At 70.9% G+C, this 16,118-nt stretch carries 16 protein-coding genes; 11 read left to right on the top strand and 5 right to left on the bottom strand.

Annotation, left to right across the window (positions count from 1 at the left end):
* The coding region (locus BMW88_RS39655; RefSeq protein WP_143116409.1) for a transposase at positions 1-231 on the bottom strand (231 nt) is incomplete at its 3' end.
* A 243-nt stretch (positions 232-474) separates the two neighbouring features.
* On the opposite strand from BMW88_RS39655, the gene BMW88_RS39660 reads away from it, so the two are divergent.
* Entirely contained in the window at positions 475-2,001 is a 1,527-nt protein-coding gene (locus tag BMW88_RS39660; protein WP_089962049.1) for an NB-ARC domain-containing protein, read from the top strand.
* Between the two features lie 34 nt (positions 2,002-2,035).
* Entirely contained in the window at positions 2,036-2,599 is a 564-nt protein-coding gene (locus BMW88_RS39665; RefSeq protein WP_089962052.1) for a tetratricopeptide repeat protein, read from the top strand.
* A 14-nt stretch (positions 2,600-2,613) separates the two neighbouring features.
* On the opposite strand, the gene BMW88_RS39670 is transcribed toward BMW88_RS39665, so the two are convergent.
* The 3 genes from BMW88_RS39670 to BMW88_RS39680 form a co-directional block, all read right to left on the bottom strand.
* Positions 2,614-3,843, bottom strand: coding sequence for a hypothetical protein (locus BMW88_RS39670; RefSeq protein ID WP_089962054.1), 1,230 nt, complete (start codon positions 3,841-3,843; stop codon positions 2,614-2,616).
* Between the two features lie 205 nt (positions 3,844-4,048).
* On the bottom strand, positions 4,049-4,240 hold the full coding sequence (locus tag BMW88_RS39675) for a hypothetical protein (RefSeq protein WP_143116497.1): 192 nt from the start codon (positions 4,238-4,240) through the stop codon (positions 4,049-4,051).
* Positions 4,241-4,715: 475 nt separating this feature from the next.
* Positions 4,716-5,849 carry an RNA polymerase sigma factor gene (locus tag BMW88_RS39680; RefSeq protein WP_089962060.1) on the bottom strand — a complete coding sequence of 378 codons (1,134 nt, stop codon included), beginning with the start codon at positions 5,847-5,849 and terminating at the stop codon, positions 4,716-4,718.
* Positions 5,850-6,093: 244 nt separating this feature from the next.
* Here BMW88_RS39680 and BMW88_RS39685 point away from each other — a divergent pair, with 244 nt between their 5' ends.
* From BMW88_RS39685 to BMW88_RS39710, 5 genes are all read left to right on the top strand, one after another.
* Positions 6,094-6,327 carry a helix-turn-helix domain-containing protein gene (locus BMW88_RS39685; protein WP_089962063.1) on the top strand — a complete coding sequence of 78 codons (234 nt, stop codon included), beginning with the start codon at positions 6,094-6,096 and terminating at the stop codon, positions 6,325-6,327.
* Entirely contained in the window at positions 6,308-6,547 is a 240-nt protein-coding gene (locus tag BMW88_RS44605) for a hypothetical protein (protein ID WP_143116498.1), read from the top strand. Before BMW88_RS39685 ends, BMW88_RS44605 begins: the two co-directional genes overlap by 20 nt.
* Positions 6,548-6,721: 174 nt before the next feature.
* Positions 6,722-7,153 carry a hypothetical protein gene (locus BMW88_RS39690; RefSeq protein WP_089962067.1) on the top strand — a complete coding sequence of 144 codons (432 nt, stop codon included), beginning with the start codon at positions 6,722-6,724 and terminating at the stop codon, positions 7,151-7,153.
* A complete protein-coding gene (locus BMW88_RS39695; protein ID WP_089962072.1) occupies positions 7,150-8,601 on the top strand; it encodes a hypothetical protein in 1,452 nt (483 codons plus the stop codon). Before BMW88_RS39690 ends, BMW88_RS39695 begins: the two co-directional genes overlap by 4 nt.
* 786 nt (positions 8,602-9,387) lie before the next feature.
* Positions 9,388-10,071: a hypothetical protein gene (locus tag BMW88_RS39710; RefSeq protein ID WP_089962075.1), complete on the top strand. Its 684-nt coding sequence runs from the start codon at positions 9,388-9,390 to the stop codon at positions 10,069-10,071.
* 329 nt (positions 10,072-10,400) lie between these two features.
* On the opposite strand, the gene BMW88_RS39715 is transcribed toward BMW88_RS39710, so the two are convergent.
* Complete coding sequence (locus tag BMW88_RS39715; RefSeq protein ID WP_089962079.1) at positions 10,401-11,909, bottom strand: amino acid adenylation domain-containing protein; 1,509 nt, start codon at positions 11,907-11,909, stop codon at positions 10,401-10,403.
* 148 nt (positions 11,910-12,057) lie between these two features.
* Between BMW88_RS39715 and BMW88_RS39720 the strand changes: the two genes are divergently transcribed.
* Genes BMW88_RS39720 through thrC form a run of 4 tightly spaced genes read left to right on the top strand, consistent with a single transcriptional unit; the run spans position 12,058 to position 16,080 of the window.
* Positions 12,058-12,420 (top strand): nuclear transport factor 2 family protein, encoded by a 363-nt coding sequence (locus BMW88_RS39720; protein ID WP_089962083.1) that lies wholly within the window; start codon positions 12,058-12,060, stop codon positions 12,418-12,420.
* 1 nt (position 12,421) lies between these two features.
* Positions 12,422-13,540, top strand: coding sequence for a branched-chain amino acid aminotransferase (locus BMW88_RS39725; protein WP_245778379.1), 1,119 nt, complete (start codon positions 12,422-12,424; stop codon positions 13,538-13,540).
* A 15-nt stretch (positions 13,541-13,555) separates the two neighbouring features.
* Positions 13,556-14,779, top strand: a complete 1,224-nt coding sequence (locus tag BMW88_RS39730) for an MFS transporter (RefSeq protein ID WP_089962086.1) — start codon at positions 13,556-13,558, stop codon at positions 14,777-14,779.
* The gene (gene thrC / locus BMW88_RS39735; RefSeq protein ID WP_089962090.1) at positions 14,764-16,080 is read left to right on the top strand and encodes a threonine synthase; all 1,317 of its coding nucleotides are present in this window, start codon (positions 14,764-14,766) and stop codon (positions 16,078-16,080) included. The genes BMW88_RS39730 and thrC overlap by 16 nt, the downstream gene beginning before the upstream one ends.
* Positions 16,081-16,118: the final 38 nt, after the last annotated feature.

Genomic DNA, 16,118 nt, shown 5'->3' on the forward strand with positions numbered 1-16,118 from the left:
ACGCTGCCAGCGGCGGAACAACCCGTACACGGTCTGCCAGGGACCGTAGTCGGGCGGGATGTCGCGCCACGGGGCACCGACGCGCACCCGCCATCGGATGCCGTCGATCAACTGCCTTTTGCTCCACTTCGGTGGGCGGCCCGGCTTGGCGCCGACGGGCAGCAGCGGCTGCAACACAGCCCACTGCGCGTCGGTCAGGTCGGCCCGCCCCGCTGCCGCTACGCTGGCCACGAGGTCTCCGGTACTGCAGGTTTGCTTGGTCGCTAACCCACTTACCGGAGACCTCGCCACGTTCCGGCACCGACACGCCGCCGATCACCTCACCTTTGAAACACGGGCTAGCCGGGTGAATGGACCATCGAAATGTGAACGGCGTCCGGAGAAGTCTCGTGCATGGCGCTGACGGGGTGAGTTCACGAGCCCTGGACGTGGCGAACAGGCGATAGCCTCGGAAGCCGGGACAGGAGGTGCGCCGTGGACCCTGCACGGCCGGCCGTGGTCAACGAGGCCGCTCACAACGCCGGCGGCAACGTTGTCCAGGCCGGCAGCGTGCACGGCGGTGTTCACGTCCACAACCGCTGGCAAGCGGGCACACCCCGCCAGTTGCCTCCCCCACCGGCGCACTTCACGGGCCGGTGGCCGGAGTCCGCGGCGGTCACGGCGGTGCTCGCGGAGGATCCGGAACGGGACGGACCGGGCCTGGCGGTCGTCACCGGCCCGGGAGGCATCGGCAAGACAGCGCTGGCGTTGCACGTGCTGCACGCTGTGAGCGAACGTTTCCCCGACGGCCAGTTGTACGCGGACATGGCCGCACACGGACCGAACGGGCCTGCGGCTCCGGGAGAACTGCTGAGCGGACTTCTGCTGGGGCTCGGCGTGCCATCCGCGGAGGTGCCGGTCGGGCACGGGAGCAGGGCCTCGCTCTACCGGTCGCTGACGGCCGACCGGCAGATCGCCCTCTTCCTCGACGACGCCGCGACGAGCACTCAGGTACGGGCACTGCTGCCTGCCTCGCGCCACAGCGCCGTCATCGTGACGAGCCGCAAGCGCCTGTCCGGGCTGGTCGCCGACGGTGGCCGGCTGGTGTCGCTGGAAGCGCTGCCACCGGAAGCCACCGTGCAACTGCTCAGCCGCGCGGTCGGCGAACACCGGGTCCGCGAGGAACCGCACTCGGCGCACGACGTGGCCTTGCTCTGCGGAGGCATGCCGATCGCCGTGCACGTCGTCGCGGCTCGGCTGGCGGCACGACCCCGCTGGCGGCTCGCCACGATCGCGACCCAGCTGACCGACGAACGGCGCCGCCTGCGTGCGCTCGTGGCGGAGGACGGTGAACTGTCCGTCGCCGCAACGTTCGACCTGTCCTATCGGGGACTGCCGGTCGACGCCGCCCGGCTGTACCGGCGGCTCGGCCTGTTCCCCGGCGCCGAGTTCGACCCCGCCAGCGCCGCCGCCCTGCTGGGTGCCGCTGATGCCGATGTGGACGAACTGCTGGAAACGTTGCTGGCAGCGAATCTGGTGATGGACTCCGGCCCTGAGCGCTTCCGGTTCCACGATCTGCTCCGGCTGCACGCACGTCGGCAGGCGGAGCGCGACGACGACGAGGACGAACGCCGAGCCGCGCTGCGCGCCCTGGTGGAGACGACGTTGAACCGGGCGGTGGCGGCGGACTGGCTCGTCACGCCGCTGCGCCCCCACCTCGGCGAGCGGTACCGCTCGCAGGCCAAGGCTCCGTTCTCCAGCCGCGGCGAGGCGCTGGACCGGCTGGAGGACGCGCTGCCGAACCTGGTGGCCTGCACCAGGACCGCGTTCGGCCACGGCTGGTACGAGCTCGTCTGGCAGCTCTACGAGGCCATGTGGGGAGTGTTCCTGTACCGGGGCCACACCGACGACTGGCAGGCATTGGGCACGATCGCCGTCGACGCCGCCGTCCGGTGCGGAGACGGCGTCGCGGAGGTCCGGATGCTGCTGCAGCTCGCGGCCGTCCACAACAGACTCCCGTGACCCGGCAGCCGCGACCGCCCTGTTCCACCGCGCCTTGGTCAGGGCGCTCGACGCGGGCGACTGGCAGGGGGAAGCCACCGCCAGAGAAGGACTCGGCGCCGCGGCGCACGCCCGCAGGGACCTGCCGACCGCGATCGACCACTATGGACGGTCGCTCGAGCTCAACAGACGTCACGGCCGACAGCGCGGCGTCGCGCTGTCGCTGTGCTACCTGGGCCACGCCCTTGCCGACACCGGCCAGCTGGACGAAGCCGTGAGGCACTTCCGATCGTCGGCTCAGGTCGCCGAGGAGATCGGCGACCGCCACTGCCGAGCCCAGGCCGTAGTGGGAGCGGGCAGGTGCCTCGCGGCGGCTGGTGCGGTGGCCGAGGCGATCGCCGAGGTGGAGGCCGGACTGGCTGCGCTGCCTGCGGGCGAGGCCGCGTCCCTGCGTCTGCCGGTGCTGGAGGAGCTGGCCGTTCTGCAGGACAGGGCCGGGGCCACCGGCGAGGCACGCCGGCACCGGCAGGAGGCGGTGCAGATCGCCACCTCGCTCGGTGACCGACGTGCGGAGGCGTTGCGCGCGAGGCTCGAGCCCGAGACCCGGCAGGCCGGGTGACCGGCCGATCCCGCTCACCACGGCCGGGGCAGCGGCACCGGCGAGACCGGCGCGGCATGCACCGGCTCTGACAGGCCCAGCACGCCGTAGTACTCCCGCCGGTAGATCGACAACGCCTGCCTGGGCCGTCCGGTGATCCGCGCGGCCAACTCGGCGTGGCGGGGGTCCACCGGCGACGCGAGCGCCCTCTCCACCTGAGGCCGCAACGGCTGGCCCAGGTGCAACGGCGTGGCGATACGCGACAACAGGTCCGCGCTGGTTCCGGGGTGCACGTCGGCGAGAGACGTCGCGCTCATCATCGCGCGCCCACCGAGCGCCGCCGCGTACTGCCCTGCCGATCCGTGGTCTGTCAGCACGATGTCGGCGACGACAGCGGCCGCGCGCCACCCCTCGTCCGGAGGCAGCACCACCAGGCCGTGCTCCCTCGCGGGGCCCAGCCACGCGAGGATCTGCCGCTGCCCGTACGCATCCCACCAGAACGGATGCAGCGACGCGATCACGACGTTCTCGGTTCCGGCCAGCTCGCAAGTCAGCCGCGCGAAGACCTCGGGATCGCTGCCGTACAACGAGTGCTTCGACCAGGACGAGACGGCGAAGATCACCTGCTGGCCGGGGACCACCCCGAGCGCCTCCAGGTAGGGGGCGGTGAACGGCAGGCTCGCGGCCATCCGGTCGAGGCACGGGTCGCCGCCGACGACCGCCGCCGGCAGGGCTTTGCGGCACGAGCTGGCGAGCGTGCGCACCTCGTCGTCGGTGGCGAGCATGAGCTTTGCGGGCAGGACCTCGTCGCCTCGCAGGAGCTTCGCGGTCACGAGATCGTGCGCGCCGGTCTCGTGCGCGACGCGGGAGCGGATGCTGGTCGCGCCGTGCGGCATGAGCACCAACGGCGCCCTGATCTCCTCGATGCCCCAGCGGCACGCCGAGATGACGAGGTCGAAGGGCGTGTCGACGGCTTGGTGCCAGGGCATCACGAGCACGTCGAGCTGCCGCAGCCGCTCCCTCATGCCCGCCCACTCGTAGCCGGTCTCCGGCACCGTGAACACGACCTGCACCCGGTAGTCGGCCTCGATCGTGGGCAGGGTGTCCAGGACCCGTTGGAGACCCTGCCGGGTTCCCGTGATCGCGAGTGCGGTCCGGACGTGCGGGCGGCTCATCCAGGCGGCGGTGACCGGGTCTCCGGTCGTGATGATTCGCTGCCGACCGCCTGGGTTCTGCCCCTCGGACGGCGCGGTGTGGTGTGGCACGTGGTGCTCCTCGGCTGGTCCTGCTGTCCTGTCACCACAGATGTTCGAGCTGATCTGTCATCCGATCGCCGAACTCGGAATCCCCCTGTCACACCGTCGGACACCTCGGCTACCGCGCCGGCGTGACAGGTCAGCGAACGGTCCGGGGCAGTGCGACGGCCGAAACAGCGGCTCGACGAGCGGGCTCGGAAAGCTCCAGCGGGTCTTAGAACAGCGCGCGCGGGATCGTGATCGACTCGACGGGCTTGGCCGTGATCATCCCGGTGGCGTTCGCGGACCGCGCCGGGTCGTGGTTCGCCAGTGCCTGGCGGATCTGCGGGACGCTAGAACGGTCCAGGTGCAGGGGCGGCACGGAGCGGGGCTGCACGTCGGCCGGCGAGCCTCTGCTCGTCAGCACCGGTGTCACGGGACCTGCCGCGGGCAGACTGACGGAACCGTGACCGGTGATCACGACATCGGCGGCGCACAGACCCCCGCGCCAGCCGTGGCCGGGAGATCGAGGTGAACGCCCAAGGCGGCGCGGTAGGACCACCAGCGCCGCCGCTTCCCTGTCGCCGGCCAGGGCGAGCGCCGCCGGCACGACCTCAGCACTGCGGATGAGGCGATCGCGGTGGGAAGACGCGGCACACCGCCACCGGCCGGTCCGACGCGGGATCGCTGGGTGCAAGCCCGTGCGATACCAGTTCCGCTGGAGCGTCCAGCTCGGACAGTCCCGGCCGCAGGCGGCAGCTCTGTCCGGTGAGCCAGAACTCTGAGACCGGATCGCCTTGCGCGATGACCCGGTCATGCTTGTTCGAAGCCGTTCCCTCTGTTCGTGGTGTCACGTCGGAGCGGCGCAGCGGAGCTCCCGGTCCGCCGCGCCGCTCCGGTCGTCAGATGTTCCAGTGCACGTAGGTCTTTCGGCACTTCTTCCTGGGTTCGGCGGTGCGGTGGTGCTCACGCCGATGGGTTCGCTTGGGACGCCCGGCCCGCGCTTCCGCGGTCGGCTTCGTGGGGGCGGTGGCGGCCGGCGCCGGGGGAACTGCCACCAACGCCCGCTCGGGCTGAGCCGGTGTCCGGGTCGTCGACTCGGGAGGGCTCACGGGCAGGGGTGCCGCCGGCACGGCGTTCATCCGGCCGATCGGTAGCTCGATGGTCGGCCCTGGCTCCAACGCGGATGGGGTCTCGGAGCTCGTGGCGCCCTGCAGGAAGAGGATTCCGGCTACCGCCACCGCCGTCGCGACGGCTGCGAATCTCACCCGCGGCCCCGACTCTGCCAGCCGATCGGCCAGATGCCCGCAGAGGGCGATTCCCGGAATCGCGAGAATGCTCCAGTAGAGACGCTTCCACCCCTTCGCACGGTCCTTGCAGCGCTCGCACCTGTTGATGTGGACGCGCAGTTCGTGCAGCAGTTCGGGAGAGTCCTCCCTGTTCGTGGCGATGCGGAGCAGAAGAGCGCAGCTGTCGTGCCGGTCGTCGGTGAGCAGGGAGAGAACGGCAGCGGCCTCCTGGACCTTCATCCGCCCTGTCCGCCGCCTGTTCTTCACCGTGTCGAGCGAGAGCCCCAGGCGCTTGGCCAGGTCTCGCTCCGTGATGTTCGTCAGCAGCACGACGGTGGACAAGTCGACGTGTTCGGCGTAGGACTCGCCTATCAGTCCTTTCAGGCGGGTCAGCAGCCGTTCCGTGTCCAGGCGGATCTGGACGGCGCGGAACCTGTCTCCTCGGGGCTGCTCGGGCTGCTTCTGGAGCTCTTCGACGATCCGCTCGTTTCTCCTGTTCGAGCGCCTGATGTCCCTTGCGACGTTCACCGCCACCGTGCAGAGCCATGACTTGAGGCTCCTGTCGAACGTCGTCGGAAGGTTGCTCATAGCTCGCAAGATGACCGTGTGCGTGGCATCCTCTGCCATGGCCTGATCGCGCAGCACTCGTTTGCACACTGCATGAATAGAGTTTCCGTATTCCTCGAAGAGGTATTGAGCGAGGTCTCGGCCTTCTGGCGCTGCCTCTTCGTTGTTGCTGTAGGCCATACCTGGTAGACGTTCGACATGCGGACCCCGGGGTAGCGCCCAGGAAACATTCCCTCGATGGGGACGAGCGACGTCGCGGACCAGAGAAGTTGATCACCCAGCGTCACCTGCACTCGGCGTTGTCCCTGAAGCAAGTCCATGCGCACCTACAACGGCGAACACGATCGAGCGACACCGCCAGAAGCGGCGTGACCCCGGGACGCCCTCTGCAACTCCGGAACCCGGCGTGCCCTACCGTCGGCCGGTGACCCTGGTGTTGTTCGGCAGCACGTTGCGGGCACTGCGCGAAGACGCTGGCCTGACGCACCAGGTGCTCGGCGAGCGGATCCACGCGAGCAACCGCACGCTGTCCTCCGCGAGGGCGTTGGGCGCCATCGTGTTCCAGCTGAGGCGCACCACCGGGGACATCGATCCGCTGCCGGGCATCGGCATGCCCCGCTCCGCGCAAGTTGAGCGGGATGGTGGTCCTCGCGCATGACGCCGTCGAGACGGACCTGTCGATCTATGGCGAGGCGTTCGATCCGGCTTGTCGGGTGCCGCAACGCGGTCCAGTGGGTCTGACCTGCCTATCAGCCTGCCGCAGGTTCGTACAGGCCGAATATGACCATGAGCTGGGCATTTCCCACCGGACGAAGAACTACCGGACCGGCATCGCGCTGGAAGGCCCGGAGGCGTTGGACCGTCGTTGTCCCTCCTAGACCCGATCTCGACGCTCGGTGAGGCCGACCGGCAGTGGTGGTAGACCAGAGCTGACCGGTCACGACGCGTGCCGCCTTCGGGACATCTCGCGCGGAGGGAGTTCCGCAAAAACTGGAGGGACTCCGGCGGCCGGCGCTACGGTCGAGGTCCGGCGTGTCGTCCAGGAGGTTGGAATGCTGGCAGAGGCACTGGTGGCGATAGCCGCCGCAGGCGGCACCGCGGTGGTGGAGGCCGCGGGCACGGACGCCTGGAGGAGTGTGCGGGAACGGGTGGCGCGGCTGCTCGGCCGCAACGCTCCCGAACGCGAGCGGGCCGAACTGGAGCGACTGGACCAGACCGCGGCGGCGCTCGACGCGGCCGACCCCGGCCAGGAGGCGGCGCTGAGGACACGCCAGGAGGCGTCCTGGCAGACCCGGTTCGAGTTGCTGCTCGAAGACGCGGACGACGCGGAGCGCGAACAACTCGTCAACGAACTGCGGGGTCTCGTGGACGAGACCGCGCAGGCGCGCAGCAGCGCGGTCTCGGGGAACACGTTCCACGGGCCGACCGCCTTCCAGGTCGGCGACCACAACCGCCAGGACAACCGCTTCGGGCCGGAGAAGTGACCAGCGACCCGGCGCCCGGCGAAGGCAGGGTCTCGGGCAACACGTTCCACGGACCGGCACCGTTCCAGGTCGGCGACAACAACGTCCAGAACATCCACCTCCACGGGCCGGGCGCGCCGAAGCCGCGGCACCGCCCGCTGGTCCTGGCGGGTGCCGCGCACACCACGCGGCAGGAGCTCGCCTCGGCGATCCGGCGGAACTGGGACGCGGCGAGGCGTCAGTTCTTCGAGGGCGCGGACGCGCGGTCCGAGGGGTGGCTCGGCCTCCTCGCCTGGCTGCGCGCCCTCGACGACCTCAGCCCGGCGGACCTCGGCGCACTGGTCGAACTGATCGACCACCGGCTGCGGAACGACGCCCTGCCGGCTGACGTGAAGCTCCTCCACCTGCTCTGCTGGCTCGACCCCGAGGGCGAGGCGACCTACCGGGGAGACCGGGTGACCGTCCCCGGGCTGATCGACGCCTGCCTGGGCGAGCGGGAGACGCCCCTCGCCCAGGACCTGTTCCGGTACCCGCTGCTGGACGCGCTGTCCCGGTTCCGGGAACTGCACGCGCTCTCCGGCGTGCAGGACGCGTGGGACGACCGCTGCCGGTGGTGGGAGGGACTCGGCTATCGGGTTCCCGTGAAGACGAACGCCGCCCGCCTGCTCCTCTTGTCGGTGCTCGACGACCCCCGTGCCTCGGAACGGCTGCGGAAGCGCGCCAAGGCGTTCCCCGTGCCCGACGAGCCGGTCGAGTGGTACGAGAAGCTGCTGGACCGCGTCGGCGGTGCGGACACGCCGCTCGCCCAGGTCGTCCGCATCATGTACGCGAAGTCCGCGGCGGACGACGTCCTGTGGGAGCGGGAGCGGAGGCAGGCCGAACGAGAACTGCGCGAACGGGAGCGGACGCAGTGGGAGCGGCGATGCGCACTGGATGCTTACCAGACCCGGCGCACCACTCCCGAGGCCCAACGGCTCGCGGTCCTGCGCGCCGCGGCGTGGCACGGCATGTGGGGTGTGTTCACGGCCATCGGCTACTGGCTCGCATGGGGGAAGGACGGCGTCTTCCCGGCTACCAGGGCGATGTACTTCCAGATCGCGGTCCTGACGCTCGCCGCCCTCGTCAACCGCATTCCGCAGGTCCGACAGCTCGGTTCGGCCTACCGGCCGCCCGTCCTGCACGTCCTCAAGTGGCTGCCCACGACCTTCGCGGGCCTGCGCCGGGCGCTGGGGAAGCTCGTGCTCCTCGGCTCCTTCCTCTTCGTGCAGGACCTGCTCGCCGAACTCGTGATCATCCCGTTCCACGAGAAGCCGAACGTCACCCACACCGGGGCGACACTCGCGTCGATCCCCTTCTTCCTGCTCTTCATCGCGGGGCCCGCCCTCGTGCTGATCAACGGGTACGGAGCGCGCACCTGGGACGAGGAACACCAGCGCTGGATGCAGCGGTTCCGCCAGTCCAGTGAATGACCGGCCCCTCGGCCCTCCCGGTGCTCCAGGTGGTGCCAGCCGCCTGGACGAAGCTGCGGGCCAATGGGTTCCGGCTGGTCTTCGGCCAGGCCACGGCGATCTCGCTCGGCGGGCGGTCGGCCAGCGGGACGACGACCAGGCCGACCGGCAGCGGTTGGTCGACGGGGCCACCGCGGAGCTCCCGTTCCACACGACTGCCCGCAGGCATTCCTGGATGGTGCGCATGACCGCTGAGGCGTCGTCGTGCGCTTCGCCTAGTGGGAGACGTAGCGGTTCAGCACTGACTTCGGGTGCCGCTCATTGATGATCAGCAACCGGTCGGGAGCTCGCGTCTAATGGTGCCGACGAACCGTTCCACGTAGCAGTTCGCCTGCGGACTTCTCGGTGGGATCTTCACGACGTCGATGCCGGCGTCAGCGGAAACGGAATCGAATGATGCGCGGCCGACCACTCCGGTTCGGGTAGGTCCACTTCTTGGCGACCAGGCGCCGATGCCGTCGCAACACCGCGCCAGGAGACACAACCGGTACCCACGCAGCCACCCCCGGCGACTGCCGCACTAACGCGGCCAGAACCGCACGATCAGCTCAATTCAACCGAGACAGCGCCGACCTCGACGAAACACCGCGACTTCGTGTCGCAACACCAGCAACTCGACGTCCTTGGCCGCCGCGGACCGGCCGAGCAGAACCAGCCAGCCACCGAGCCGAACGCCCGTCATGGAAGGCTCCCGGCGCCTACCTGAACTTCCCAGTCACGACGCTGCTGCCCTACAACGGTGGCGTCGTGGAGGTCGACGCCGCGCTCTACCGCGCCTCCGGAACCGGGCCCATCGGGATCGCTGCGAAGGTCGTCAGCGGGCTCGCATCGTTGATCGGCCCGCCGTTGAGCATGGCGGGCACCATCGCCGACAAGGTCTCCGACGGCCTCGACGTGATCCTTGAGTCACAGGACGACGACCCGGTCCTTGGGCTGCACTGGACCATGGTTTCGGCGGGCGGCGGAGGGCAGGTCCTCCGGCCTGGCCACCTCCTGGTGGCCAACACGCCCCAGGGCAGTCTGCCCGAGGACCTCAACATCGTGAACGACCGGCTGCACGCCGGCGGAACCCCATTGACAGGAGTTGATTTCCTGGTACTGCGCATCGAATGCCGCACCGAACGGGACGAGTACTGGCTCCCGGAACTCGAGGAGCTCCGAGTGCGTGCGGTCGACGCGTATCTGCAGGGACAGCTGGAAACCTTCAACAACCTCCGCATCACGGCCATCAGCCGGGCGATGACGTGTCCCGACCACAGCCGCCAGGACACGGTCCGGCTCGCGAAGCTAGTCGCGGACCGGATCGACGAGGTGAAGCAGGTCGGAGCCGTGCCACGTGAGGAATCCGGACTGGCACGCGTGCTGTCTTCCGAGCTACCGCATCACGACGAGGTGCACGGGATGACCTTGGCAGACCTCATCGACACCTGAACCGCCACAACGTAACGCCATCTTGCGCGAGTACGTCAGCCCAGCTCGCGTACGTCTGTACGGCATTCCGATGTCACCGACAGCAAGCACCAGGGTGATGTGAACACGGCTCAGCGACCTGACCTGCGCAGCAGGCTGAGGCGAGTTCATGCCCGTCGAAGTTTGGTCTTCCCAGAATCGCCAACGCTGCGCCCCGGCATCTGGATAACGGTACTGCCGATCAAGGTCACGCCTTACCAGTACCTCGCCACAGGTGATCCAGAGCGCCGCAGGCATCCGGACGAGCGGCCGCGGTGCGAGGACGCCGGACTCGATCTGACCGGTCCTTCCTACGCTCGTTCGAGACCTCTGCCTTGAGCGGCAGGACGTCCGGCGGCGGCGAGCACGGCTCGGTCGATCTTGCCGCTCGCCGCTCGCGGCAGCTCGGTGTGGACGCGGAACCGGCCGGGCACCATGTGAGCGGGCAGGCTTGCCCTCAGGTGGGCGCGCAACTCCGCGGCGGCGACCGGCGCGCCCCGCGGGACGACATGTGCTTCCAGCACCGGTTCGGCCAGCCGGTTCGCGCCGAGCACGACCGCGCACTCCAGCACCCCGGGGTGGACGGACAGCGTCGCCTCGATCTCGCCGCACTCGATGCGGAACCCGCGCAGCTGCACCTGGCCGTCGCGACGGCCGACGTAGTGCAACCGGCCGTCTTCGTCGAGCACGCCCCAGTCGCCGCTGCGGTACACCAGTCCGTCCACATCGGACATCCGGACGAAGCGACGTCCGGTCAGCTCGGGCCGGTTGAGGTAACCGTGCGAGACGCCGGCACCCGCGATGAGCATCTCCCCCGCCGTGCCCGGCGGCACCGGGCGCAGGTCGTCGTCCACGACGATCACGCGCAGGTGCGCCAGCGGCGTGCCGATCGGGGTGGCGTCACGGCGCGGCCGGGTGCGGCCGGGGGTCAGCACGGCGTGCGTCACGTGCACGGTGGTCTCGGTGATGCCGTACATGTTCACCACCGTCGCGCCGGGCGCCCAGCCTGCGGCGAACCACCGCTCCACCGCGGCCGGGTTCACCGCCTCGCCGCCGAACACCACGTACCGCAGGCACGGCAGCGCGAGCGGCTCGTCCTCCAGTGCGGCCACCAGGTACCCGAACGAGGTCGGCACCTGGCTCAGCACCGTCACCGACTCCTCGGCGAGCAGGCGGGCGAACGCCGGTGGGCTGGCCCCGGTCTCGGCCGGTACTACCACCAGCCGGCCTCCGTGCAGCAACGCGCCCCACAGCTCCCAGACGCTGAAGTCGAAGCTCGGCGAGTGGAACAGCGTCCACACGTCGGCGGCGTCGAACTCGTAGCGCTCGTCGCAGGCGTCGATCAGCGCGAGCACCTGCCGGTGTCCGACCAGCACCCCCTTGGGCGCACCGGTGGACCCGGACGTGTAGATGACGTACGCGATGTCGTCGGGCAGTTCGGTGGGAGCGACAGCGCCGGTGGCGCGGACGGCGAACGCTTCGCCGTCCGGGGTCACCACCGCGGCGACGCCGGAGTCGTCCAGGACGTACTCCTGGCGCTCGGCCGGGTAGGCGGGATCGACCGGCACGTAGCCGCAGCCGGCCAGCATGATGCCGAGCACGCCGACGACGAACTCGGCGCTGCGCGGCACCCGCAGGGCCACCAGCGATCCCGGCGGCACGTCCAGCGCGCGCAGGTCGGCCGCGAGCGACCGCGCACGGTCGAAAACCTCGGCGTAGCGCAGATGCCGGCCGTGGTCGGACACCGCGACCGCGTCGGCGAAGCGGTCGGCCACGGCGGCGAACCGCTCGTGCAGGGTCTCGGTCGCGAGCTGGGTCATAGAGCCGATTGTGGTGGCCGCCGACGAGCCGGGGCAACGGCTCTTATCGACCGGTCGCGTAGCTGCTGACCTGCGATAAGACATCGATAACCGGTCGATGCCGCACGTGGTGATCGTGCTGGGGACACGCCGACACCGAGGAGGAACCATGCCCGCGCAGACCAGTGTCGAGAAAGTTCGCAGCTACTACACGTGCGTCGACAAAGGAGACGTGCCGGGGCTGCTGGCGCTGTTCGCGCCGGACGCGGTGTACCACCGGCCCGGCTACCCGCCGATGAACGGCCGCACCGAGCTGTCGCGCTTCTACCGGGGCGACCGGGTGATCGAGACCGGCGGGCACACGCTCAACAGCGTCACCGCCGACGACGGCGGGGTGGCCGTACAGGGCACGTTCGCCGGGGTGCTGAAGGACGGCTGCGAGGTGAGCCTGCGCTTCGCCGACTTCTTCGCGTTCACCGACGACGGGCTGTTCGCCCGCCGCGACACCTTCTTCTTCTCGCCGATGGTGTGACGTGGCCGCTCAGAGCACGATGACCCCGGCGAGCCCCTGGACCACCCGCCCCGCGCCGCGCCGGCTGTCCACGGCGGACATCGCCGCGCGCTGCGCCACACCCGCCTTCGGCGAGGTGCTGACCGAGCACATGGTCTCGTTGCGCTGGTCGGCCGGCGACGGCTGGCACGCCGGCGAGGTGCTGCCCCACGCCCCGATCGCGATGGACCCGGCGATGGTCGGCCTGCACTACGGGCAGGTCGTGTTCGAGGGCCTGAAGGCCTACCACCAGCCCGACGGGTCGGTGGCCGCGTTCCGGCCCGAGGACCACGCGCGCCGGTTCCGCCGCTCGGCCGCGCGCCTCGCCATGCCGGAACTGCCCGAGGAGCTGTTCCTGGAGTCGTTGGCCGCGCTGGTCGACGTCGACCGCGCCTGGGTGCCGGCCGCGGACACCCGCAGCCTCTACCTGCGGCCGATTCTGTACGCCACCGACGCCAGCCTGGCGCTGCGCCCTGCTCGCGAGTACCGGTACCTGTTGCTGGCGCTGGTGACGGAGAACTTCTTCGGCGCCGGCTCGCCGCCGGTGTCGGTGTGGGCAGGCACCGGCTACAGCCGGGCCGCACGCGGCGGCACCGGCGAGGCGAAGTGCGCCGGCAACTACGCGGGCGGGTTCCTCGCGCAGGCCGAAGCCGCCGAGCACGGCTGCCAGCAGGTCGTCTGGCTCGACGCCGCCGAGCACCGCCTCGTCGAGGAGATGGGCGGCATGAACATCTTCTTCGTCGTCGACGGCGCGCTGGTCACCCCGCCGCTGTCCGGGACGCTGCTGCCGGGCGTCACCCGGGAGTCGGTGCTGACGCTCGCCGCACGGGCCGGGCTCGCGGTGCGCGAGCAGCCGGTACCGCTCGCCGACGTGCTGGCCGGGTGTGCCGACGGGACGATCACCGAGGCGTTCGCGTGCGGCACGGCGGCGGTGGTGACCCCGATCGGGCGGGTGGTGACCGAAGAGGGCGAGTGGCGGGTCGGTGACGGCGCCACCGGTCCGGTGACCGGGCGGCTGCGCGCCCACCTCGTCGATCTGCACCTCGGCCGGGCTCCCGATCCGGACGGCTGGCGGTACCGGCTCGCCGGACCGCTCGGCTGACCGGGTGGCGCTTTCATGATCCGCGAGCTGCTCGCCGACCGCGACACCCGCCGGTACTTCGTCGGTCAGACCTTCTCGCTGTTCGGCGACACGTCGATGTGGCTGGCCGCGGGCATCTGGGTCAAGCAGCTCACCGGCAGCGACGCGGCGGCGGGCATGACCTATTTCTTCTTCGCGCTGCCCGCCGTCGCCGCGCCGCTGTTCGGGTTGCTCGTGGACCGGGTGCGCCGACGCAGGCTGCTGATCGGGGTCAACCTGGCCGGTGCCCTGGTCGTGCTGTCACTGCTGGGAGTGGCCGGACCGGAACAACTGTGGCTGCTCTACGCGGTGATGGTGCTCTACGGCTGCTGCGAGTGTCTGGTCGGTGCGGCACAACAGGCCCTGCTGGCGACGTTCGTGCCGACGCGGCTGCTCGCCGACGCCAACGCGACGCTGCGCACGATCCGGGAGGGGCTGCGCATCGTCGCGCCGCTGGCCGGTGCCGCGCTGTTCGCCTGGGCGGGCGGCGCCGCGATCGCCGTGGTGGACGCGATCACGTTCCTGGTCGCGGCGTGGTGCCTGTGGCGCATGCGGATCGTCGAGCCGCGCCCGGAGCGCACCCCCGGAACGCGGATGGCGGCCGAGCTCGCAGCCGGCTTCCGGTTCCTCACCGGCAAGGTCGACCTGCGGCGGCTGACGATCGGCGCGGCAGTCGCGATGACCGTCTTCGGCTTCACCGAGTCCGCCGTGTACGCCGTGCTGGAACGCGGGCTGCAGAAGCCGCCCGAGTTCTTCGGTGTGCTCGCGAGCGTGCAGGGCGTCGGCTCGGTGGTGGGCGGGGTGACCGCGGCGCTGCTGCTGCGCAGGCGTGCCGAGCACGAGGTCGTGGCCGCGGGCCTCGTCGCGTCCGCGATCGGCGTGCTGTGCTGGACGCTGCCGAGCCTGCCCGCGGTCCTGGCCGGTGCGGCGGCCGGCGGGCTCGGCCTGCCGTGGATCGTGATCGGCGCGCTGACGCTGCTGCAGCGCCGCGCCCCCAACAACCTGCAGGGCCGGGTGTACACGTCGTTCGACGTGACCACGACCGTGCCCCAGACCGCGTCCATCGCGCTCGGCGCGTCGCTCATCACGGTGCTCGACCACCGGGTGCTGCTGATCGCCGAGGCGGTGGTGCTGCTGCTGAGCACCGCGCTGGTGCTCCGGATCCGAACGGCGGACCGGACCCGGCTCGACCCGGAGGTGTCGCCGTGCCCGACCACCTGATGCCCGGCTTCGTGTGGAGCTGCGCCCGTTGTGCCGCGACGTTCCCGCCGGGCGGGGTGACCTACACCTGCCCGCGCTGCGGGGACGGCAGGCTCGGCATGGCCCTCTCCCCCGCCTCCGCCGCATCGGCCCGAGTGCGCACCGACGTGCCGACGATGTGGCGCTACGCCGACCTGCTGCCCCTGGCCGACTCTCCCGAGGTGCGCCGGGTGGCGACCGCGCTGCCGGTCGGCTGGACGCCGCTGCACGCGGTACCCCGGCTGGGTGCGGAGACCGGCGTCGCGGACCTGTGGCTGAAGAACGACGCGGCGAACCCCACCGGAGCGTTGAAGGACCGGGCCAGTTCCCTGGTCGTCGCGGCCGCGCTCGTGAGGGGCGAACAGGTGGTGGCGACGGCGTCGTCGGGCAACGCGGCGGCCTCGCTCGCCGGGGTCGCGGCCGCCACCGGCATCACCTGCGTGACGTTCGTGCCGACCGGCACGCCGCCGGCGAAGATCGCGCAGCTGTCGGTGCTCGGCGCGCGCGTGGTCGTGGTGTCCGGCTCTTACGAGGACGCGGTGGCGCTGTGCTGGTCGGCGTGCGTGGAGTGGGGCTGGTACTGCCGGAGCACCGGGGTGAACCCGTTCACCGCCGAGGGCAAGAAGACCGTGGCGCTGGAGATCTGCGAGCAGCTCGGGTGGTCGGTCCCGGACGCCGTGGTGGTGCCCGTCGGCGACGGCAACATCATCACCGGCGTGCACCGCGGGTTCGCCGACGCGCTCGCCGCCGGCTGGATCTCCCGGCTGCCGCGCCTGATCGGCGTGCAGGCCGCGGGCGCGTCGGTGCTCGCCGAGGCGTGGCGGACCGGCGAGGACGCGCCGGTGGTGGTGCCCGGCCGCGGCGCCGGCACGATCGCCGACGGCATCGCGGTCGCCGACCCGCAGGACGCGCTGCGGGCGCTGGCCGCCGTGCGCACCACCGGCGGGACCATGACCACGGTCACCGAGGAGGAGATCCTTGTCGCCGTGCACCGCACCTCCGCCACGACCGGGGTGTTCCCCGAGCCGTCCAGCGCCACCGCGGTCGCCGCGTTGCCCGCGCTGCTCGCCGACGGTCACCTCGCTGCGGGCGAGCGGGTGGTGCTGATCAACACCGGCTCCGGGCTCAAGGCCGTGGACCGGGTGGCCGGGGCCGGCACGCCGGTGCTGCGCTGCGCGCCGTCCCTGCGCGAGCTGTCCTCGGTGCTCGGCGTCGGCGTGCGAAGCCCGTTGCCGGGGAACGAGCAGGGGTCTGGGCTGCTGCCCGGAAGCCGGACCGGTTGAGCGCAGTGCGAGTCGCGAGGGCCTGAGCTCGGTGTGCG

This window comes from Lentzea xinjiangensis, assembly GCF_900110955.1.
GTDB lineage: Bacteria > Actinomycetota > Actinomycetes > Mycobacteriales > Pseudonocardiaceae > Lentzea > Lentzea xinjiangensis.

Excerpts from the sequence above, each read along its gene's own strand:
- BMW88_RS39680 (WP_089962060.1), bottom strand. The coding sequence starts at position 5,849 with ATGGCCTACAGCAACAACGAAGAGGCAGCGCCAGAAGGCCGAGACCTC.
- BMW88_RS39730 (WP_089962086.1), top strand. The coding sequence starts at position 13,556 with ATGATCCGCGAGCTGCTCGCCGACCGCGACACCCGCCGGTACTTCGTC.
- BMW88_RS39715 (WP_089962079.1), bottom strand. The coding sequence starts at position 11,909 with ATGACCCAGCTCGCGACCGAGACCCTGCACGAGCGGTTCGCCGCCGTG.
- BMW88_RS44605 (WP_143116498.1), top strand. The coding sequence starts at position 6,308 with ATGGTGGTCCTCGCGCATGACGCCGTCGAGACGGACCTGTCGATCTAT.
- BMW88_RS39720 (WP_089962083.1), top strand. The coding sequence starts at position 12,058 with ATGCCCGCGCAGACCAGTGTCGAGAAAGTTCGCAGCTACTACACGTGC.
- BMW88_RS39690 (WP_089962067.1), top strand. The coding sequence starts at position 6,722 with ATGCTGGCAGAGGCACTGGTGGCGATAGCCGCCGCAGGCGGCACCGCG.